At 61.5% G+C, this 21013-nt stretch carries 18 protein-coding genes and 1 pseudogene; 12 read left to right on the plus strand and 7 right to left on the minus strand.

Annotated elements, in window-relative coordinates:
* Window positions 1-68: 68 nt before the first annotated feature.
* From lpdA to BV82_RS09025, 5 genes are all read left to right on the plus strand, one after another.
* Window positions 69-1505: a dihydrolipoyl dehydrogenase gene (gene lpdA, locus BV82_RS09005; protein ID WP_010224675.1), complete on the plus strand. Its 1437-nt coding sequence runs from the start codon at window positions 69-71 to the stop codon at window positions 1503-1505.
* Window positions 1506-1680: 175 nt separating this feature from the next.
* Complete coding sequence (gene sucC, locus BV82_RS09010; RefSeq protein WP_010224674.1) at window positions 1681-2847, plus strand: ADP-forming succinate--CoA ligase subunit beta; 1167 nt, start codon at window positions 1681-1683, stop codon at window positions 2845-2847.
* Window positions 2847-3731 (plus strand): succinate--CoA ligase subunit alpha, encoded by an 885-nt coding sequence (gene sucD / locus BV82_RS09015; protein WP_004376004.1) that lies wholly within the window; start codon window positions 2847-2849, stop codon window positions 3729-3731. Before sucC ends, sucD begins: the two co-directional genes overlap by 1 nt.
* Window positions 3732-4085: 354 nt before the next feature.
* Entirely contained in the window at window positions 4086-5399 is a 1314-nt protein-coding gene (brnQ, locus tag BV82_RS09020) for a branched-chain amino acid transport system II carrier protein (protein WP_010224668.1), read from the plus strand.
* 187 nt (window positions 5400-5586) lie between these two features.
* A complete protein-coding gene (locus BV82_RS09025) occupies window positions 5587-6327 on the plus strand; it encodes a DUF599 domain-containing protein (protein WP_010224666.1) in 741 nt (246 codons plus the stop codon).
* 87 nt (window positions 6328-6414) lie between these two features.
* On the opposite strand, the gene BV82_RS09030 is transcribed toward BV82_RS09025, so the two are convergent.
* The gene (locus BV82_RS09030; RefSeq protein WP_026001405.1) at window positions 6415-6693 is read right to left on the minus strand and encodes a hypothetical protein; all 279 of its coding nucleotides are present in this window, start codon (window positions 6691-6693) and stop codon (window positions 6415-6417) included.
* Between the two features lie 153 nt (window positions 6694-6846).
* Between BV82_RS09030 and BV82_RS09035 the strand changes: the two genes are divergently transcribed.
* From BV82_RS09035 to BV82_RS09050, 4 genes are all read left to right on the plus strand, one after another.
* Window positions 6847-7323: a PaaI family thioesterase gene (locus BV82_RS09035; RefSeq protein ID WP_010224665.1), complete on the plus strand. Its 477-nt coding sequence runs from the start codon at window positions 6847-6849 to the stop codon at window positions 7321-7323.
* Window positions 7320-7781, plus strand: coding sequence for a PaaI family thioesterase (locus BV82_RS09040; protein WP_010224664.1), 462 nt, complete (start codon window positions 7320-7322; stop codon window positions 7779-7781). The genes BV82_RS09035 and BV82_RS09040 overlap by 4 nt, the downstream gene beginning before the upstream one ends.
* Window positions 7782-7875: 94 nt before the next feature.
* Window positions 7876-9780, plus strand: coding sequence for a molecular chaperone HtpG (gene htpG / locus BV82_RS09045; RefSeq protein ID WP_010224663.1), 1905 nt, complete (start codon window positions 7876-7878; stop codon window positions 9778-9780).
* 56 nt (window positions 9781-9836) lie between these two features.
* Window positions 9837-10562 carry a dienelactone hydrolase family protein gene (locus tag BV82_RS09050; protein ID WP_010224662.1) on the plus strand — a complete coding sequence of 242 codons (726 nt, stop codon included), beginning with the start codon at window positions 9837-9839 and terminating at the stop codon, window positions 10560-10562.
* Between the two features lie 102 nt (window positions 10563-10664).
* Here BV82_RS09050 and BV82_RS09055 read toward each other — a convergent pair whose 3' ends face one another.
* Window positions 10665-11525, minus strand: coding sequence for a pirin family protein (locus tag BV82_RS09055; RefSeq protein WP_010224661.1), 861 nt, complete (start codon window positions 11523-11525; stop codon window positions 10665-10667).
* 167 nt (window positions 11526-11692) lie between these two features.
* On the opposite strand from BV82_RS09055, the gene BV82_RS09060 reads away from it, so the two are divergent.
* The 3 genes and pseudogenes from BV82_RS09060 to BV82_RS09065 all read left to right on the plus strand — a co-directional run bounded on the left by BV82_RS09060 (window position 11693) and on the right by BV82_RS09065 (window position 13922).
* Complete coding sequence (locus tag BV82_RS09060) at window positions 11693-12157, plus strand: DUF3859 domain-containing protein (protein WP_010224660.1); 465 nt, start codon at window positions 11693-11695, stop codon at window positions 12155-12157.
* Between the two features lie 154 nt (window positions 12158-12311).
* Window positions 12312-12782, plus strand: a pseudogene (locus tag BV82_RS26840) (MCP four helix bundle domain-containing protein); the annotation flags it as partial.
* 81 nt (window positions 12783-12863) lie between these two features.
* Window positions 12864-13922 (plus strand): methyl-accepting chemotaxis protein, encoded by a 1059-nt coding sequence (locus tag BV82_RS09065; RefSeq protein WP_442967030.1) that lies wholly within the window; start codon window positions 12864-12866, stop codon window positions 13920-13922.
* A gap of 170 nt (window positions 13923-14092) precedes the next feature.
* Here BV82_RS09065 and fabB read toward each other — a convergent pair whose 3' ends face one another.
* The 5 genes from fabB to BV82_RS09090 form a co-directional block, all read right to left on the minus strand.
* The gene (gene fabB / locus BV82_RS09070) at window positions 14093-15313 is read right to left on the minus strand and encodes a beta-ketoacyl-ACP synthase I (protein WP_010224658.1); all 1221 of its coding nucleotides are present in this window, start codon (window positions 15311-15313) and stop codon (window positions 14093-14095) included.
* A gap of 11 nt (window positions 15314-15324) precedes the next feature.
* Window positions 15325-15840: a 3-hydroxyacyl-[acyl-carrier-protein] dehydratase FabA gene (fabA, locus tag BV82_RS09075; RefSeq protein WP_010224657.1), complete on the minus strand. Its 516-nt coding sequence runs from the start codon at window positions 15838-15840 to the stop codon at window positions 15325-15327.
* A 205-nt stretch (window positions 15841-16045) separates the two neighbouring features.
* A complete protein-coding gene (locus tag BV82_RS09080) occupies window positions 16046-17974 on the minus strand; it encodes a response regulator (protein ID WP_036994409.1) in 1929 nt (642 codons plus the stop codon).
* Entirely contained in the window at window positions 17971-18864 is an 894-nt protein-coding gene (locus tag BV82_RS09085) for an ABC transporter substrate-binding protein (RefSeq protein WP_010224653.1), read from the minus strand. The genes BV82_RS09080 and BV82_RS09085 overlap by 4 nt, the downstream gene beginning before the upstream one ends.
* Window positions 18864-20975 carry a TonB-dependent receptor plug domain-containing protein gene (locus BV82_RS09090; RefSeq protein WP_036994411.1) on the minus strand — a complete coding sequence of 704 codons (2112 nt, stop codon included), beginning with the start codon at window positions 20973-20975 and terminating at the stop codon, window positions 18864-18866. The genes BV82_RS09085 and BV82_RS09090 overlap by 1 nt, the downstream gene beginning before the upstream one ends.
* Between the last annotated feature and the right edge of the window lie 38 nt (window positions 20976-21013).

A 21013-nucleotide genomic window follows, 5' to 3' on the forward strand; every position in this document is an offset into this window, starting at 1 on the left:
CTGAACGGTTTGCGCTTGAACTTGTGGCTTGCAGCTTATCGCTTGCAGCTTTAAAGAGGATTTTCTGAATGTCGCAAAAATTTGATGTGGTAGTGATTGGCGCAGGTCCTGGCGGCTACGTAGCTGCCATCAAGGCCGCGCAGCTCGGTCTGAGCACTGCCTGTATCGAGAAGTACACTGACGGCGAAGGCAAGCTGGCCCTCGGCGGTACCTGCCTGAACGTGGGTTGCATTCCTTCCAAGGCGCTGCTGGACAGCTCCTGGAAATACAAGGAAGCCAAAGAGAGCTTCAACGTCCACGGTATCTCCACTGGCGAAGTGAAGATGGACGTCGCCGCGATGGTTGGCCGCAAGGCCGGCATCGTCAAGAACCTGACCGGCGGTGTTGCCACCCTGTTCAAGGCCAACGGCGTGACCTCGATCCAGGGCCACGGCAAGCTGCTGGCTGGCAAGAAGGTCGAAGTCACCAAGGCTGACGGCACCACCGAAATCATCGAAGCCGAAAACGTCATCCTGGCTTCCGGTTCGCGTCCGATCGACATTCCACCGGCTCCGGTCGACCAGAATGTCATCGTCGACTCCACCGGCGCCCTGGAATTCCAGGCCGTACCTAAGCGCCTGGGCGTGATCGGTGCTGGTGTGATCGGTCTGGAACTGGGTTCGGTCTGGGCTCGCCTGGGTGCGCAAGTCACCGTCCTGGAAGCCCTGGACACCTTCCTGATGGCCGCTGACGCCGCTGTCTCCAAGGAAGCGCTGAAAACCCTGACCAAGCAAGGTCTGGACATCAAGCTGGGCGCTCGCGTGACCGGCTCCAAGGTCAACGGCGCTGAAGTCGAAGTGACCTACACCGATGCCAACGGCGAGCAGAAGATCACCTTCGACAAGCTGATCGTTGCGGTCGGCCGTCGTCCGGTGACCACCGATCTGCTGGCTGCCGACAGCGGCGTGACCATCGACGAGCGTGGTTTCATCTTCGTCGACGATCACTGCGCGACCAGCGTACCGGGCGTCTACGCCATCGGTGACGTGGTTCGTGGCATGATGCTGGCGCACAAGGCCTCGGAAGAGGGCATCATGGTTGTCGAGCGCATCAAGGGCCACAAAGCCCAGATGAACTACGACCTGATCCCGTCGGTTATCTACACCCACCCGGAAATCGCATGGGTCGGTAAAACCGAACAGACCTTGAAGGCCGAAGGCGTTGAGGTTAACGTGGGCACCTTCCCGTTCGCGGCCAGCGGCCGTGCGATGGCTGCCAACGACACCGGTGGTTTCGTCAAGGTCATCGCCGATGCCAAGACCGACCGCGTCCTGGGTGTACACGTGATTGGCCCATCGGCTGCCGAATTGGTGCAGCAGGGTGCAATCGCAATGGAATTCGGCACCAGCGCCGAAGATCTGGGCATGATGGTTTTCTCCCATCCGACCCTGTCCGAAGCGCTGCATGAAGCCGCGCTGGCAGTGAATGGCGGTGCCATTCACGTTGCCAACCGTAAGAAGCGTTAAACAATAAGAAACCACGGCGGGTGGCCCGTCGTGAGTCTTGCGTGCATGACTCACCGCGGAAAGTCCGCCGGACTCGAACTCCCGGAGCATACCGGGGGCAAGTGGTCACAGGTGGCGCGGCACTCCTTTGGGGCGCAGCGCCGAAGCGCAGTACCTAACGAAGACGGTAAAAAGCATGAATCTTCACGAGTATCAGGGTAAGCAGCTGTTCGCTGAATACGGCCTGCCAGTTTCCAAGGGTTTCGCAGTCGACACCCCTGAAGCTGCCGCAGAAGCCTGCGACAAGATCGGTGGCACCGAGTGGGTTGTCAAAGCCCAGGTCCACGCCGGTGGTCGCGGTAAAGCGGGCGGCGTCAAGCTGGTTCGCAGCAAGGAAGACGCCAAGGCGTTCGCTGCGCAATGGTTGGGCAAGCGTCTGGTGACCTACCAGACCGACGCCAACGGTCAGCCAGTGACCAAGATCCTGGTCGAATCCTGCACTGACATCGCCAAAGAGCTGTACCTGGGCGCTGTAGTCGACCGTTCGAGCCGTCGTATCGTGTTCATGGCCTCCACCGAAGGTGGCGTGGACATCGAGAAAGTCGCTCACGAAACTCCTGAGAAGATCATCAAGGCTACTATCGATCCACTGGTTGGCGCTCAGCCATTCCAGGGTCGTGAACTGGCGTTCCAGCTGGGTCTGGAAGGCAAGCAAGTTGCTCAGTTCGCCAAGATTTTCGTAGGCCTGGCCAAATTGTTCAAAGAACACGACCTGGCCCTGCTGGAAGTAAACCCGCTGGTCATCAAGGCCGACGGCGACCTGCACTGCCTCGATGCCAAGATCAACATCGACGCTAACGCCATGTACCGTCAGCCTAAGCTGAAAACCTTCCACGACCCGTCGCAAGACGACCCTCGTGAAGCCCACGCTGCCAGCTTCGAGCTGAACTACGTGGCCCTGGAAGGCAACATCGGCTGCATGGTCAACGGTGCCGGCCTGGCCATGGGTACCATGGACATCGTCAACCTGCACGGCGGCAAGCCAGCCAACTTCCTCGACGTAGGTGGTGGTGCTACCAAAGAGCGCGTTACCGAAGCCTTCAAGATCATCCTGTCCGACAGCAATGTCGCGGCCGTTCTGGTCAACATCTTCGGCGGCATCGTTCGCTGCGACATGATTGCCGAAGGCATCATTGGCGCTGTGAAAGAAGTCGGCGTCAAGGTACCGGTTGTTGTTCGCCTGGAAGGCAACAACGCTGAACTGGGTGCTAAAGTACTGGCAGAAAGCGGTTTGAACATCATTGCTGCAACCAGCCTGACCGACGCTGCTCAACAAGTTGTCAAAGCTGCGGAGGGCAAGTAATGAGCGTCCTGATCAATAAAGACACCAAAGTCATCTGCCAGGGCTTCACCGGCTCGCAAGGTACTTTCCACTCCGAACAGGCCATCGCCTACGGCACCAAGATGGTCGGCGGCGTGACCCCGGGCAAGGGTGGCACCACCCACCTGGGCCTGCCAGTGTTCAACACTGTCAAAGAAGCCGTAGAAGCTACCGGCGCTGACGCGTCGGTCATCTACGTTCCGGCTCCTTTCTGCAAGGACTCGATCCTGGAAGCTGCCTTCGGCGGCATCAAGCTGATCGTCTGCATCACCGAAGGCATTCCTACCCTGGACATGCTCGATGCCAAGGTCAAGTGCGACGAGCTGGGTGTTACCCTGATCGGCCCTAACTGCCCAGGCGTCATCACTCCGGGCGAGTGCAAGATCGGCATCATGCCAGGTCACATCCACTTGCCAGGCAAGGTCGGTATCGTTTCGCGTTCCGGCACCCTGACCTACGAAGCGGTCAAGCAGACCACTGACGCCGGTTTCGGTCAGTCCACCTGCGTCGGTATCGGTGGCGACCCGATCCCGGGCTCCAACTTCATCGACATCCTGAAGCTGTTCCAGGAAGACCCGAAGACCGAAGCGATCGTCATGATCGGCGAGATCGGCGGTTCGGCTGAAGAAGAAGCGGCTGCCTACATCAAGGCCAACGTCACCAAGCCTGTGGTTTCCTACATCGCTGGTGTTACCGCTCCTGCGGGCAAGCGTATGGGCCACGCTGGCGCCATCATCTCCGGCGGCAAAGGCACTGCAGACGAGAAATTCGCTGCGCTGCAGGACGCTGGTGTGAAAACCGTGCGTTCGCTGGCAGACATCGGCAAGGCCCTGGCCGAGCTGACTGGCTGGGAAGTGAAGAAGTAATCACTGCCCAGTAAACAAGAAAGGCCACCTTCGGGTGGCCTTTTTTGTTTACTGGGCAGCAGCTTCAAGCGACAAGCTTCAAGCTGCAAGAGGGTGTTGCGGCAAGCTTGCGGCTTGTAACTTGCGGCTTGGAGCTGTCGCGCAAGCGACACGCATATTCACACATCGGACAAGCAGCCCTGCAACAGTGCGTTTCTATGACAAATTCGTTAACCTATGCACTCATTTTGTGCCCGCTCCCCAAAAGGGAACGACACGCTAAACGGGTCTGGCTCATCCAGCCAGGCAGCATTTCCCTCACCCAAGGGGAAATCCCTCTCTAAATCCCGATTTCAGCAGTGTGGTATTTCCTTAATGAAAGTTTTGAAAGGCCAGGACATCCTGGCACTTGGTTTTATGACGTTCGCTTTGTTCGTCGGCGCGGGCAATATCATTTTCCCTCCTATCGTCGGTCTGCAATCCGGTCCACACGTGTGGATGGCGGCGCTGGGTTTCCTGATCACTGCTGTGGGTCTGCCGGTCATCACTGTCATCGCCCTGGCCAAGGTCGGCGGCGGCATGGATGCGCTGAGCAGCCCGATCGGCAAGGTCGCCGGCGGCCTGCTGGCAGCGGTGTGCTACCTGTCGGTAGGCCCGCTGTTCGCCACCCCGCGTACCGCCACCGTATCCTTCGAGGTAGGTGTTGCGCCGCTGACCGGTGAAAGCCCGCTGGCCCTGTTCATCTACAGCCTGGTGTACTTCCTGGTGGTGCTGGCGGTGTCCATGTACCCGGGCAAGCTGCTCGACACTGTCGGCCGCTTCCTCGCGCCGCTGAAGATCATTGCCCTGGCCGCACTCGGCATCGCCGCGTTCATGCTGCCAGCCGGTGGTATCGGCGAAGCACAGCCAGCCTATGTTGCCGCGCCGTTCTCCCAGGGCTTCATCAATGGTTACCTGACCATGGATACCCTCGGTGCGCTGGTGTTCGGTATCGTCATCGTCAACGCCATCCGTTCGCGCGGCGTCGAGTCGCCGCAGCTGATCACCCGCTACGCGATCATCGCTGGCCTGATCGCCGGTGTCGGCCTGGCCCTGGTGTACATCAGCCTGTTCCGCCTGGGTGCCGGCAGCCATGAGATCGCCGCCGGTGCCAGCAACGGCGCCGCGGTGTTGCATGCCTACGTGCAGCACACCTTCGGCTCGCTGGGCAGCGGCTTCCTCGCCGTGTTGATCGCCCTGGCCTGCCTGGTGACCGCCGTCGGCCTGACCTGCGCCTGCGCCGAGTACTTCAGCCAGGTGCTGCCGCTGTCGTACCGCACCCTGGTGGTGATCCTCGCGGCCTTCTCGCTGCTGATTTCCAACCTGGGCCTGACCAAGCTGATCCTGTTCTCGATCCCGGTGCTGACCGCTATCTACCCGCCGTGCATCGTGGTGGTAGGCCTGAGCTTCTGCAAGGACCTGTGGAACTCGCAAGTTCGCATCCTGGCGCCAGTGATGCTGGTGTCGTTGCTGTTCGGCATGATCGATGCCATCAAAGGCACTGTGCTGGCCAGCAAACTGCCGGACGTGCTGGCGCATCTGCCGCTGAGCGAGCAGGGCCTGGCCTGGCTGGTGCCTTCGGTGGTGACCCTGGGTGTTGCGGTGCTGTGTGACCGCATGCTGGGCAAGCCGCGCGAAGCGCTGGCCTGAGTTAGCCATGTAACGGACACCGGCCACAAGCCAACAGGGTGTCCGTCACGGCAGATTCCAAGCCCCGCGTCCGAAAGGATGCGGGGCTTTTTCGTTTCTGCGGGCAAGACGTGTCTTTTTCTGCGGTAAAGCGTCGAAAGCCGGTCAATGGGCTTTATTGTGCTCGAAACTTCAATCAGGACCTTGCATGAGCTTCATTCAAAGCAATCTGATCCACCTGCTGGCCGCCTGCTGGTTTGTCGTCTGCTGGGGCGGTTATACCCGCTACGCGACCTGGAAGGGCCGTGATACTGCGTGCCTGGCCAGCGTACTGCACCTTTACCGCGAAGACTGGATGCGGCGCATGTTGTTGCGTGACAACCGCATCGCCGATGCCAGCGTGATCGGCAATCTGGAGCGCAATGCGTCGTTCTTCGCCTCCAGCACCCTGATTATTCTGGCCGGTATTCTCACCGTGCTCGGGGCTTCGGACCGCGCTGTATCGTTACTGGCGGATTTGCCGCTGGTCCAGCAGGCTTCCCAGGGGATGTCGGAAATCAAGTTGCTGTGCCTGGCGATGGTCTTTGTGTATGCCTTCTTCACCTTTAGCTGGTGCATGCGCCAATACAACTTTGCCGCGGTGCTGGTGGGCTCGGCGCCGATGATTGGTGAGCGCCATGTCAGTGAACTGGAGCGCAAGGCATTTGCCCTTAGAGCGGCCAGGGTTATTTCGCTGGCGGCCAACCAGTTCAACTTCGGCTTGCGTTCTTATTACTTCGGGATGGCCATGCTCTGCTGGTTTATCGGCCCCTGGTTGTTCATGCTGATGAGTACCGGGGTAGTGTTGGTGCTTTATCGTCGCGAGTTCCATTCGGATGTGCTCGATGTGATGGTTTACACCCCTACCGAGGCACCTGCGCCGGAGCCGGCTAAAGAGAACCTTGCCTGAAGAGTGACGACTGAATCGTTTAATCCAGTTTCGGCAGCCATAAAAAAACCCGACAGTGTCGGGTTTTTTTTATTCCGGCAGGCTTGCTTACTGTTTAGCAGGCTCAGCAGGAGTAACTGGGGCAGCAGGAGCGGCTTCTTTCGCAGCTTCTTCAGCGGCTTTTTGTTGCGCTTCGGCCTGATCTTTGGCGGCTTCGACGTTTTCTTTCGCTGCCTCGTTCACTTTATCCTGAGCTTCGTTCATTTTCTCTTGAGCGTTCTCGGAATGTTGCTGAGCATCTTGGGCTTTATTTTCGCTGGCTTTATCGCAAGCGGCCAGACCCAGAGCAGCGGCGAGCATAACGGCAAAAGCAAAAGGTTTACGCATGGGGTGTTTCTCCTTGTGGAATAAGTTACTTGTTCCTTTGAGCTCAAGTAACCGGTAGAAGTTCCGCGCACCATACAGATATATAACAAATGGATCTATATGGACATTTCCCTTTCTCTGTGCATGGCCTCAACGGCCTGAGAGTTTTTTGAAATGATCGACACTTCTTTGCAGGCTATGGCCCAACGCTTTCTCTCGGCACTGCGTCATTGTCAGGTATTACAGATGCGGGTGCATCACGCGGACGCGCAAGGCATGACCCTGATACTGCCGTATTCCACACAGATCGTTGGCAACCCGCAAACCGGGGCCGTGCATGGCGGTGCGATCACCACCCTGATGGACACCACCTGCGGCATGGCCACCCTCTGCGTGTTGCCTGAGTTCGAGGTATGCCCGACGCTAGACCTGCGTATCGACTACATGCACCCGGCCGAGGCCGGCAAGGATATCTTCGGCCACGCCTATTGCTACCGCGTCTCGCGGGATGTGATCTTCACCCGCGGGGTGGCCTACCAGGACGATCCCGAGCAACCGATCGCCCAGGTGGTCGGCACCTTCATGCGTCTGGGCAAGGGCATCAAGGGCGGTCTCAATTTCGCCAACACGCTCAAGGGGAGCGGCCAATGATCCCGCCAGAAGTGCACCAGCAACTGCGCCAGGCACATGCCGAAGGCAACTATGAACCCTTGCTGCGGCTGATTCCTTATGCCGGATTGATTGGTATCCAGTGCAGCCGCCAGGGCGACGACCTGCTGTTCTGCCTGCCAGCCAGCCAGGACAATATCGGCAATCCGTTGCTGCCAGCGATCCACGGCGGGGTAATCGCCGGCTTCATGGAGCTGTCGGCGGCGCTGTACCTGCTGATTTTCAGTGAGAGTGCGGCGATCCCGAAAATCATCGACTTTTCCATCGATTACCTGCGCGCCGGCCATTACCGTGACACTTACGCCCAGTGTCAGTTGTGGCGCCAGGGCCGGCGGGTGACCAACGTCGCGATCACCGCCTGGCAAGGCGACCCGGACGAACCGATTGCCACGGCGCGGGCGCATTTCAAGATCGAAGAAATGACCTCGCCCTTGAAATAGCCCGAGCCACCCCCATCTGTTGTGCATCCCGCCGTGAAAGCAGGCCGTCGGCCTGCCCAGCGACAACTGTCATCAGATCGGAGTGTTGAAGACCATGAGTGTGGAAACTCAAAAAGAAACCCTGGGCTTCCAGACCGAGGTGAAGCAACTGCTGCACCTCATGATCCATTCCCTGTATTCGAACAAGGAAATCTTTGTTCGCGAACTGATTTCCAACGCCTCCGACGCCGTCGATAAACTGCGCTTCGAAGCCCTGGCCAAGCCAGAGCTGCTCGAAGGCGGCGCCGAGCTGAAAATCCGCCTGAGCTTCGACAAGAACACCAACACTGTCACCCTCGAAGACAACGGCATCGGCATGAGCCGCGAAGAGGTGATCGCGCACCTGGGCACCATCGCCAAGTCCGGCACTGCCGACTTCATGAAAAACCTCACCGGCGACCAGAAGAAGGACTCGCACCTGATCGGCCAGTTCGGCGTGGGCTTCTACTCGGCCTTCATCGTTGCCGACAAGGTCGACGTGTTCAGCCGCCGCGCCGGCCTGCCAGCCGCCGAGGGCGTGCACTGGTCGTCCAAGGGCGAAGGCGAGTTCGAAGTCGCCACGGTCGACAAGGCCGAGCGCGGCACCCGCATCGTCCTGCACCTGAAAAAGGGTGAAGAAGAGTTCGCCGACGGCTGGCGCCTGCGCAACATCGTCAAGAAATACTCCGATCACATCGCCTTGCCGATCGAGCTGCCAAAACAGGTCGAAGCCGCCGAAGGCGAAGAAAAGCCGGCCGAAGAATGGGAAACCGTCAACCGCGCCAGCGCCCTGTGGACCCGTCCTCGCACCGAGATCAAGGACGAGGAATACCAGGAGTTCTACAAGCACATCGGTCACGACTTCGAGAACCCGCTGGCCTGGAGCCACAACAAGGTCGAAGGCAAGCTTGAGTACAACTCGCTGCTCTACGTACCGGCCCGTGCCCCGTTCGACCTGTACCAGCGTGAAGCGCCACGTGGCCTGAAGCTGTACGTACAGCGCGTGTTCATCATGGACCAGGCTGAATCCTTCCTGCCGCTGTACCTGCGCTTCATCAAGGGCGTGGTCGACTCCAACGACCTGTCGCTGAACGTTTCGCGCGAAATCCTGCAGAAAGACCCGATCATCGACTCGATGAAGTCGGCCCTGACCAAGCGCGTGCTGGACATGCTCGAGAAGCTGGCCAAGAACGAGCCTGAGCAGTACAAGGGCTTCTGGAAGAACTTTGGCCAGGTGATGAAAGAAGGCCCGGCTGAAGACTTCGCCAACAAAGAGAAGATCGCCGGCCTGCTGCGTTTCGCCTCCACCTTTGATGAAAGCGGCGAGCAGAGCGTTGCCCTGGCCGACTACCTGGCCCGTGCCAAGGAAGGTCAGGACAAGATCTACTTCCTCACCGGCGAGTCCTATGCGCAGGTCAAGAACAGCCCGCACCTGGAGGTCTTCCGCAAGAAAGGCATCGAAGTGCTGCTGCTGACCGACCGCATCGACGAGTGGCTGATGAGCTACCTGAGCGAATTCGACGGCAAGAGCTTCGTCGACGTCGCCCGTGGTGACCTGGACCTGGGCAAGCTGGACTCCGAAGAGGACAAGAAGGCCCAGGAAGAAGTCGCCAAGGAGAAAGAAGGCCTGGTCGAGCGCCTCAAGGTGGCCCTGGGCGAAAGCGTCAGCGAAGTGCGCGTGTCGCACCGCCTGACCGATTCGCCGGCGATCCTGGCCATCGGTGAGCAGGACCTGGGGCTGCAGATGCGCCAGATTCTCGAGGCCAGCGGGCAGAAGGTGCCGGACTCCAAGCCGATCTTCGAATTCAACCCTGGCCACCCGCTGATCGAGAAACTGGACAACGAGCAAAGCGAAGACCGTTTCGCCGACTTCTCGCACATCCTCTTCGATCAGGCCGCGCTGGCGGCGGGCGATAGCCTCAAGGACCCGGCGGCGTACGTTCGTCGCCTGAACAAGCTACTGGTCGAATTGTCGGCTTAAGTAGTTGCAGGAAAGCCCGCTTCGGCGGGCTTTTTTCATGGTGCAAGGAGGAGTGCATGAGCAAGGTTACCGTCGAATCGCTGGTCTATCATGTTGCCGGCAAAGCCTATGAGAGCCGTTTGTTCTATACCCAGGGCGCCCGTGAGCAGCCTGGGCTTTTGATGGCGCCAAACTGGATGGGGGTGGGCGAGGGCGCCGAACGGATCGCCCGCGAGGTTGCCGCCCAGGGTTATGTGGTGTTGCTGGCCGACATCTACGGCCAGACCCTGCGTCCGTCGGACATGGATGAAGCCGGTGCGGCGATGACGCCGCTGAAGAATGACCGCGTCGAGCTGCGCAAGCGCTTGAAGGCGGCGCTGGACCAGTTGCTGGGCCAATCGAGGGCGGTATTGGAGCCTGGCAAGCTGGCCACCTTCGGCTTCTGCTTCGGCGGCTGCTGTGCCCTGGAGCTGGCCCGTGAAGATGCCCGCCTGCTGGCCGCTGTATCGTTCCATGGCACCCTGGATACGCCGCTGCCAGCCGTGGAGGGCAGGGTCAAGGCTTCGATGCTGGTGTTGCATGGCGCCGCCGACCCGTTCGTGCCCAAGGAGCAGCTACCGGCTTTCGAAGCCGAGATGGACGCGGCCAAGGTCGACTGGCAGCTGATCAGCTATGGCGGCGCGGTGCACTCGTTCACCGATACCGCAGCGAATATCCCCGGCAAGATGAAGTACGACGCCCGCACGTCCAAGCGCGCGTTCCGGGCGATGTTCAATTTGCTCGATGAAGTGTTCCAGCGCTGAGTGGGGGCGGGGCTGCTGTGCAGCCCATCGCCAGCAAGGCTGGCTTCCACACTGGACCTGCATGCATCCACTCTGTGGGAGCCGCGTTGCCGGCGATCAATCTCAAGGCAACTCGATCCGTTCACTTTCCCCCGGTACCGTCGGCCAGTCTCCGGCCGCCCAGCGTGCCCGCGCCTGTTCGATCAATGCCGGGTCACTGGCAACGAAGTTCCAGTTCATCCGCCGTGGCCCGTCCAATGGCGCGCCACCGAACAGCACCAACTGGCTTTCGCTATCGGCATACAGGCTCATCTCCTCGCCGGGCGGCAAGATCACCAGGCTGCACGGCTCGACCGCCTGGTCGTTGAGGCTGACTTCGCCATCCAGTACATACAGCGCGCGCTCGGCGTGTTCGGTGGGCACCGTCAGGGTGGTGGCCGCCTGCATCTGCACCAGCGCATACAGGGTCGGTGACAGCACCGGCACCGGCGATTGCAGGCAGAAGCCGCTGCCGGCAATCATGCGAATGCTGACCCCGAGGTTGTCACTGACCGGCAGGCTCGCCGCCGGGTGATGGCTGTAGAGCCCCGGGCCTTGCTCGTGCGCCTTGGGCGAGGCCAGCCACACCTGCAAGCCGTGCAGGCGCGACGTGCTGGGCAGCAGATCGGCAGGCGTGCGCTCGACATGGGCAATCGCGCTGCCGGCGGTCATCCAGCTGACCTCGCCAGCCTTGACCCGTTGATCCGAGCCCAGACTGTCCTTGTGCTGGATCTCGCCCTCGAACAGGTAGGTGAGGGTCGACAGGCCGATATGCGGGTGCTGGCGGATGTTCATGCCACGGCCGGCCGGGTAGTCGGTCTCCAGCATATGGTCGAAGAACACGAATGGCCCGACGCTGCGGCATTGGGCCGAAGGCAGGGGGCGCAGGATAGGTTGGCCTTCGACCGATTCGGCGCGAGGGCGGATGACCAGGGGAAGGCTCACGGTGTGCTCCAGACCAAGGGGGACGTTTTTCTAGCATAACCTGCCGTGGCCCATATCGAGCGCATGCCCGCGCTATACCCGGGGTTGTGGCGGGCAAATAACAGCGCTGTCATCAGCCTGTCATGCCTGCGTCATAGCCTGCCGCCATCAACCTGATGGAGTTCACTATGTTTCCACGTCGTTTCAGCGCCCTGTGCGGGCTGTTGCTGGTCAGTGGCCTGGCCAGCGCCGAGGTTCGTCTCGAAGGGCCGGTCGAGTACGGTCTGTTTGAAACCCGCCACCAGAACTTCCAGCCGGGCGAGCGGGTGCTGACCCAGAGTAACCAGACGATTGAACAGACCGATGAGATCCCGGCGCGCCTGGGCAGCAAGTTCGGCATGCGCTATCGGCTGCAGGGCAAGGTCGCCGAAGACACGCCGCTGACCCTGCTGTACCTCACCCCGGGTGTGCGCACCCCGGATGGCAAGCGCCACGACAAGTTCGAAGTCGTGCAGAAGCTGGTGCCGGGCGCTGCCCAGGATGTGATGGCCTATGAGTTCACCGAAAACCACGAAATGGTGCCGGGGCAGTGGCATTTCATGGTCTTCCAGGGTGACCGGTTGCTCGCCGAGCAGCGCTTTACGGTGCGTTGAGTCAGGGCCACCGGGGCGTCGCGATCATAAGGCCTTTTGATATCACGTTTTCGTCTTACGCAAATTTTCGCCAGGCCGATACCGTCTAGAAGCAAGGACAGCTGCACTGTTGTGCAGCGCTTTTGGAGGGAGCCAGAAGATGAGCTTGAGAAGCATGAATATCGCGCCCAGGGCCGGCCTGGGTTTTGGCTTGGTGGCGGCGCTGGTGTTTGCCTTGGGCGCGTTTGCCCTGATGCAGATGACCAGCATGCGCCAGCAGTCCGAGCAGGTCGACAGCAACTGGTTGCCCAGCGTCATTTCGGTCGGCCAGATGACCCAGGACATGCTGCGCATCCGCGCCTTGACCCTGCGCCTGCTGGTCAATCGCGATGAGGCGGCGCTGGCGCAGAACAAGTCGCGCATCGAAGAGATCAAGGCGGGCCTGGGCAAGGCCCAGCAGAAGTACCAGGCGCTGATCGTGCTGCCCGAAGAGCAGGTCCTGTTCGACCGCTACCTGAGTCTGGAGCAGCGTTACCTCAAGCTGCAGGCGCAGGTGATGGAGCTGTCTGCCGAGCACCGGCTCGAAGAGGCGGTGGCCATGGTCAACGGTGAGATGAATCAGCTGGCCGACCAGTTGACGGCCAGCCTCAACGAGCTGATCGCGCTCAATAACCAGCATGCCAATACCGCGACCGACCTTGCCGAAGTCGTCTACAAGGAGGCGCGGATCTGGGTGATTGGCTGGCTGATTGCCGCCGTGGTGCTCACTGTGGTGCTGGCCCTGACCCTGACCCGCAGTATCGTCCGGCCGTTGGCGCAATCCCTGAAGGTTGCCGAAGTGGTGGCCACCGGCGACCTTACCCCGCAGATTTCGGTGCAGGGCAAGGATGAGCCGGCACGCTTGCTTGCAGCCTTGAAGCAGATGCAGCAAAGCCTGCGCGATACCATCGGGCGCATCTCCGACTCCTCCAGCCAGTTGGCCTCGGCCTCCGAGGAGCTCAGCGCGGTAACGGAAGATGCCACCCGTGGGCTGATGCAGCAAAGCCAGGAAATCGAGCAGGCGGCGACCGCGGTCAACCAGATGACCACCGCAGTGGAGGAGGTGGCGAGCAATGCCGTGGCCACTTCCGAAGCTTCGCGCGAGTCGGACCGCATTGCCCGTCAAGGACGCGAGCAGGTGCGCCTGACCGTGACGTCGATTGAGGGCCTGGCGGCCGGTGTTACCGCCAACGCCGAAGAGGTCGGGCAACTGGCGCAGCAGGTTAATGGCATCACCAAGGTGCTGGATGTGATCGGCGCGATTGCCGAGCAGACCAACCTGCTGGCCCTCAATGCTGCGATCGAAGCCGCACGGGCCGGTGATGCCGGGCGTGGTTTTGCTGTGGTGGCTGATGAAGTAAGGGCACTGGCCCATCGCACCCAGCAATCCACCCGTGAAATCGAGCAGATGATCGATGGCATCCAGCAAGGCACCCATCGCGCCGTTGAAGGTATGCAGCAGACCAACGAACGGGCTCGCGGCACCCTGGAGGGCGCTCATGCTGCCGGTGCGGCGCTGGAGGAGATAGCCGCGGCCATCAGCCTGATCAACGAGCGCAACCTGGTGATTGCCAGTGCCTCGGAGCAGCAGGCACAGGTGGCGCGGGAGGTGGACCGCAACCTGACCAATATTCGCGACTTGGCCATGCAGACCTCGGCGGGGGCCAATCAGACCAACGCGGCGAGCCAGGCATTGTCGCAGCTGGCGATCGAACTCAATGGGTTGGTGGGGCGGTTTTCGGTGTAGGAGGGGCTGCTGTGCGGCCCATCGCTGGCAAGCCAGCTCCCACAAGGGCTAGCGCCTGCAGTAACTGTGGGCGCCGGGCTTGGCGGTGATGGGGCGCGCAGCGGCCCTGGATGGCACAAACAAAAACGCCCCGACGAGTCGGGGCGTTCGAACATAAGGGGGGCTAGCCCTTATTTGCCTGCCCAGCGCTTGAGCACCAGGGTGGCGTTGGTGCCGCCGAAACCGAAGCTGTTGCTCATCACGGTATCGATCTTGGCATTTTCCTGAGTCTTGGTCAGGATCGGCATGTCGGCTACTTCCGGGTCCACTTCGTCGATGTTGGCGGAGCCGGCAATGAAGTTGCCTTCCATCATCAGCATGCAGTAGATCGCTTCGTGAACGCCGGCAGCGCCCAGGGAGTGACCGGACAGGCTCTTGGTCGAGCTGATGGCTGGAGCCTTGTCGCCGAATACTTCGCGAACGCCCTTGATCTCGGCAACGTCGCCGACCGGCGTCGAGGTGCCGTGGGTGTTCAGGTAGTCGATCGGGGTGTCGACAGTGGACATGGCCATCTGCATGCAGCGGATGGCGCCTTCGCCACTTGGAGCGACCATGTCGTAGCCGTCGGAAGTGGCGCCGTAGCCGACGATTTCGGCGTAGATCTTGGCGCCACGGGCCAGGGCGTGCTCCAGCTCTTCAACCACGACCATACCGCCACCGCCAGCGATGACGAAGCCATCACGGTCAGCGTCGTAGGCACGGGAGGCTTTTTCCGGGGTGTCGTTGCGCTTGCTGGACAGTGCGCCCATGGCGTCGAACAGGAACGACTGGCTCCAGTGCTCTTCTTCACCGCCACCGGCGAAGACGATGTCCTGCTTGCCCATCTGGATCTGTTCCATGGCGGTACCGATGCAGTGAGCACTGGTGGCGCAGGCGGAAGCGATGGAGTAGTTCAGGCCCTTGATCTTGAACGGGGTGGCCAGGCACGCCGAGACGGTGCTGCTCATGGTCCGGGTGACGCGGTAGGGGCCAACGCGCTTGACGCCTTTTTCACGCAGGATGTCCAGCGCTTCCATCTGGTTCAGGGTCGACGCGCCGCCTGAGCCTGCGATCAGGCCAGTACGCGGGTTGGAGACCTGCTCTTCGGTCAGGCCCGAGTCCTTGATCGCGTCGGCCATCGCCAGGTAGGCGTAGGCGGCGGCGTGACCGACGAAACGGAAGACTTTACGGTCGATCAGTTCTTCGAGGTTGAGGTCGATGGAGCCGGAAACCTGGCTACGCAGACCCATTTCGGCATATTCCGGGTTGAATCGGATGCCAGGGCGGCTTGCACGCAGGTTGGCGGAGACGGTCTCTTTGTCATTGCCCAGGCACGAAACAATGCCCAGACCAGTGATAACGACGCGGCGCATGCGGATAACCCTTAGAAGTTGTCAGTGGAGGTGAATACGCCGACCCGGAGGCCGTCGGCGGTGTAGATCTCGCGACCGTCGACGCTGACCGAACCATCGGCGATGGCCATGTTCAGCTTGCCTTTGAGGACGCGCTTGATATGAATGTTGTAGGTGACTTTCTGGGCGGTCGGTAGGACCTGGCCGAAGAATTTCACTTCGCCCGAACCCAGGGCACGACCACGGCCCGGCAAGCCTTGCCAGCCGAGGAAGAAACCGACCAGTTGCCACATGGCGTCCAGGCCCAGGCAGCCTGGCATCACCGGATCACCTTCGAAGTGGCAGGCGAAGAACCACAGGTCCGGGGTGATATCCAGCTCGGCGACCAATTCACCTTTGCCGTACTTGCCACCCTCGGCGCTGATATGGGTGATGCGATCCACCATCAGCATGTTCGGGGCGGGCAGTTGCGCGTTACCTGGGCCGAACAGCTCACCGCGACTGCAGCGCAGCAGGTCTTCCCGAGTAAAGGCGTTTTGTTTGGTCATGCGAGCTCCTCAATAGTCCCCGTGCGGCAGGGGGCAAATCTTCCCGGCCGTCCCAAAACATGTACGTTTGAGCCGGCAGCCTACACATAGACTATTGCGTTGTAGTGAAAGTCACAGCGCACGGGGCAAAGAAGTACACTTGTGCACTGAAATTTTATTTTCAAGCCCTTCGCGGCGCTTGTCCAGTCTCTAAGACTGCCGCAATTTAGCATTTATCGCCAGTCACAGCTGTCTGACCGGGCAGCCAGCGTTGCAGAATTTGCTGCAGATCAATGCGTTTGAACGGTTTGGCCAGGTAGTCGTTCATGCCCGCGTTCAGGCAACGCTCGCGGTCACCCTGCAAGGCGTTGGCGGTCAGGGCGATAATCGGCATGGCGGCGGCCTGCGGCAGCTGGCGAATGCGCCGGGTGGCTTCGTAGCCATCGATGATCGGCAGGCGGCAGTCCATCAGTGCCGCGGCAAAGCGCTGGCGCCCGGCCTGGGCCACGGCCTGGGCGCCGTCGACGGCGACGCACACCTCAAAGCCCAGGCTGCGCAGCATGGCTTCGATCACTGTCTGGTTCACCGGGTTGTCTTCGACCAGCAAGATGCGCCGGCCCTGGCCGTCGTCTTCGGCACGGGTCAGGCCACCGGGCAGGCGTGGCGTTTGCGCGGTGGACAAGGCCAGGGGCATTTCCAGGGTAAAGATCGAACCCAGGCCTTCACGGCTTTCGCCGCGCAGGGTACCGCCCATCCGTTCGGTCAGGGTGCGGGCGATCGACAGGCCCAGGCCGGTGCCGCCATAGCGGCGGGAAATCGAACTGTCGGCCTGCTGGAATGCCACGAACATCATTTCCAGGCGCGTGTTGTCGATGCCGATACCGGTGTCGCGTACCGCACAGGTGAACCAGATCAGCTGGCGGTCGAGCACCTGCCAGCGTGGTTCGATGTGCACACTGCCGTGTTCGGTGAACTTCAGTGCATTGCCGATCAGGTTGAGCAGCACCTGGCGAATGCGGGTCGGGTCGCCGACTACCTGCAGTTGCTCCATGCCCGGCGGCAGGTGCAACTGCAGGTCCAGCTCGCGCTGCTGGGCCAGGTGCTGGAACGACTGGACGCTGCTGCCGATCAGCTCGCCGAGGTTGAAGTCGATGTGTTCCAGCTCCAGGGCGGTACGTTCGATGCGCGAGAAATCAAGAATGTCGTTGATGACCTTGAGCAGGTGCCCGGTGGATTCGCTGGCCACGGCGGTGTATTCGGCCTGCTCTTCGTTGAGCGAGGTTGTTTCCAGAAGTTGCAGCATGCCCATGACGCCGTTCATCGGCGTACGCAGCTCGTGGCTCATCATCGCCAGGAAATCAGATTTGGCCTTGTTTGCCTGTTCGGCTTCCTCGCGGGCCTGGATCAGTTGCGACATGGCTTGTTGCTGTTCATGGCTGGCCTTGCCCAGCGCACTGGCAAGGTTGTTGATGTGCCGGGCCAGGTGCCCCAGTTCACTGTCATCGACCACCGGCAACGGCGCATTGAAATCGCCTTGCTGGATGGCCTTGACCGCATGGCCCATATCGCTGATCGGCTTGGCCAGGCTCAGGGCCAGGCGCCGGGCAAGTATGAAGGTGAACAGCAGGGCGAACAGGGCGAGGATCCCGGCCTTGACCACGATCTCCTGTTGCCGCTCGCTGAAGGCGTCGTCCGACATGCCGACGATGACCCTTCCGAGGTAGTCATCGCCGATGTTCTTGGTTGGCGCGTTATTGTGCAGAAAGTCGTTGTCCAGGCGAATCTGCTGCAGGCGGATCGGTGCCTGGAACACTTCCACCTGCTGCGCACGGTTGCTGCTCTCATCCGGCTGCTCGACATAGACGAGAATATGGTTGCTACTGTCCTGCACCTCGAGAAAGCGCACGTGGGGGATGCTCAAGGTAGCGCGCATGAGGCTCTCGAGCACTTCGTTGTTGCCGGCGATCACCCCGTATTCGGAGGCCGGGGCCAGTTGGTTGGCGATCAGTTGGCCGGTGTGGTTGAGCTCCTGGCGCAGGTCCTGGATGCGCACGAAGGTAAAGAAACTGATCAACAGCAGGGTCAGCAACAGGGCCGGGCCGAGGCTGATGATCTGCGTGCGGGTGTGAATGTCCCAGCTCAGGCGCCGACTCATGGTGTGCTTTCTCCTTCGGCCACGGCCAGGGCGGCGGCGGCCGGGTCAATCGCTTCGATGCCCAGGGCGCGGGCCACCTGCTGGTTGCCCAGGACGCTGAAATGATCAGGGTAGAGCGTTCGCGGCCAGCGGTTGGGTGGTTGCTCGAGCAGCCGATCGAGCACCGCCAGCCAGTCGTCCTGGTCACTCAGGGTGCTGGCCAGGGCACCGGCCTTGACGAACCCGGCATTCGGCCCGATCAACGCCATCTGTCGACCATAACTGCTGAGCAGAACATTCTTCGCCGACTTTGAGTTGTACAACTGCGGGTCATCGATGCCCAGCAGTACATCGCTGTTTTGCAGCAGGGTTTGCAATGGCCGGCTGTCGCGCAGGTCGGGCCAGGCTTCGGCGATGATTTCCAGGCCCAACGGGCGCGCCGCCTTGCGCAGCTCGTCGAGGAGAAACTGGCTATGTTCGGTATAGAGCACGCCCACCCGTTTGGCCTGTGGCAACAGGTAGCGGGTCAGGCGCAGCTGGCGGGCCGGGGGTGGGTCGCTCCACAGCAGGCTCAGGTACGCCGGGCGCAGGCTGCCCAGGCGTTGCTGGGCCTGCACCCGGCTCACGCGCAAGGCCAGCGCCGCAGGCCCGGCGGTTTCGCTCAGGCGCCATTCGAGGCTGGCGCCATCAAGCAGGATCAAGCGGGTGGCGGCTTTGATCTGGCTGGGGCGTGGCAGCTCGGCCACTGGCACGAAGTGCACCTGGTCAGCCGGGCGGCGTTCGCGTAACGCCTCGACGAAGCTGCGCACGCCGGGGCTGTCCTGGCTACCGGTGAGCAGGATTTCACTGGCGGACAGGGCACTCAGGGGCCACAGGCAGATCAGCAGCAGCCAGCGCCGCAGGTAACGCATCAGAACTCCAACTGCGCACTGAAAGACAGCACCTGGCGGCTGTCATAACGGTTGTCGTAGATGGTCGTCGGCTCGTCGTCCAGGCGCTGCTGGAGCATGCCCGCCAGCTCCAGGCTGGTGCGCTCCCAGCGCAGGCGCTTGGCAACGCGCAGATCAACCCGTTCGAAGCGGTACTGGTTGAGGGCGTCATCGCCGTAGTAGAAAAGAGCACTGGACCAACCCATGCCCCAGTCACGCAGCCAGCCGGCCGAGCCGCTGTTGCGCGCACTCAGGCGGCGGTCGGCCGGGTTGCTGGCCCAGGCGTCGACGTAGGCGTAGGTCAGGCGCACACGGTCGGCCTGGCTCAGGCGCCAGTCCAGTTGCGCTTCGCTGCCACTGAAGCGGGCCCTGTTGCTGTTGCTGGCAATGTACTGGTTGTTGCGCAGCGGCTCGCTGATCATGCCGGTGATTTCATCGTAGAACAGCTTGAGGTCGACGCTCAGGTCGGCATCGGCGAAGTATCCGTTATAGCCCAGTTCCCGCGAGCGCATACGCTCCTGTTCAAGATCGCCGGGGCCGCGGGTCTTGACGAAGTACTCGGCGTTGCGCTGGCCGAAGGCGCCGGGTACCAGGTTGTTGACACGATAACTCCAGTTGACGTTGTTCTCGAACATGTCCGGCGAGCGCACGGCTTCGGAGTACACCGCACGCAAGCCGTGGCGCGGGGTGATCAGGTAGTTGAGCGCCATCCGCGGGGTCAGGGAGCTGCCGGACAGGCGGGTATCTTCGTACATCGCCCCGCCCTGGACGATCCAGTGCTCGTCGGCGCGCCATTCCAGGTGGCCGAACAGGCGCCAGGTGCTGTCATCCAGGCTGCCATTGAAGTAAGTCTGCGAGTCGGCGCGGTCGTACCGGTAGTTGGCCCCGCTGACCAGGCGCAGGCTGTCGGACAGGCTCAGGGTGTCCTGCACCTCCAGGTCATAGCGGGTCTCGCGGGTGCTCTGGTCGATATCGCCGCATACTTGTTGCGCGCCGCCATTGCGCCACTGCTGCTGCACCTGTTCGGCCAGGGCGCGCTCCTCGGCGCTGCCTGCAGGCAGTGGCGAGGTGATGTTGCGGGCCACCTGCTCTGCGTAGTTCGGGTTCAGGCGCCAGAGCTGGGTCAGTTGCGGGCTGAAGGACAGCGCCGCGTCACAGGCACGCCACACTTGCTCGCGCTCCCAGTGCTGGGCCGAGCCCTGCACATAGAGGCTGTGGTCGGGGTTGAAGTCGATGTTCCAGCGCAGCGAACCGGCATAGTCCTTGGCGTTGAGGTCGGCGTTGTTGCCTGCCGCAGTGACATAGGGAAACACCGGTTTATAGGTATAGGGTCGTTGATCGCTGCCTTCTTTGGCCGAGAATTGCCAGTCCAGGCTCTGGTTGCTGGCCAGGCTGTGGCTGGCACTCAAACCCAGACGGTTGAGGCGGCGGCTGTCGCGGTAGTCCTGGCCCCAGCGGTTTTCGTCGAAGCCATCGTCTTGCATCCCCGAGAGCGACAGGCGCAGGTCGCCACCGTCCCAGCCCAGGCCCTGGCTTGCGTACCAGTCATTGATGCCGCGCTGGCCGCGGGTGACTTTCAGGCGCGTGCCATGGCTGTCGGCCGGGTTGCGGGTAAGGATGTTGACCACCGCCATCAGCGCATTGGCGCCATAGCTGACGGTGTTGGGGCCACGAAACACCTCGATGCGCTCGATGTCTTCCATCGCCAGCGGAATGTCGCTCCAGTCCACGGTGGCCAGGCCTGCGCGGTACACCGAGCGGCCGTCGATCAGTACCTGCATGCGCCGGGCATCGTTGACGTTGCTGCCGTGGTAGTTGACCGTCGGCTGGTTGCCGGCGCCATAGCCGATCATCATGCCTGGCACCAGGCGCAGCAGTTCGGGAATGTCGCGGGCGCCGCTGGCGCGAATCAGCTCGCTGTCGAGCACGGTCATGCTGCCCGGCACCGCCGCTGGCGATTGCTTGAGGCGGGTGGCGGTGAGCACCTGTGGCAGGGCCTGGCTGTCGACGAACAGGTCGTCAGCCATACTGGGGCCGCTGAGCAGGGCTGTCAGCAGCAACAAAGGGCGTGTGGAGGTCGGGCCAAAAGACACAGTGCGGCCTTGGTAGCGGGTTCAAGTCGGGCATGTTA

It is taken from the genome of Pseudomonas donghuensis, assembly GCF_000696345.2.
Lineage (GTDB): Bacteria > Pseudomonadota > Gammaproteobacteria > Pseudomonadales > Pseudomonadaceae > Aquipseudomonas > Aquipseudomonas donghuensis.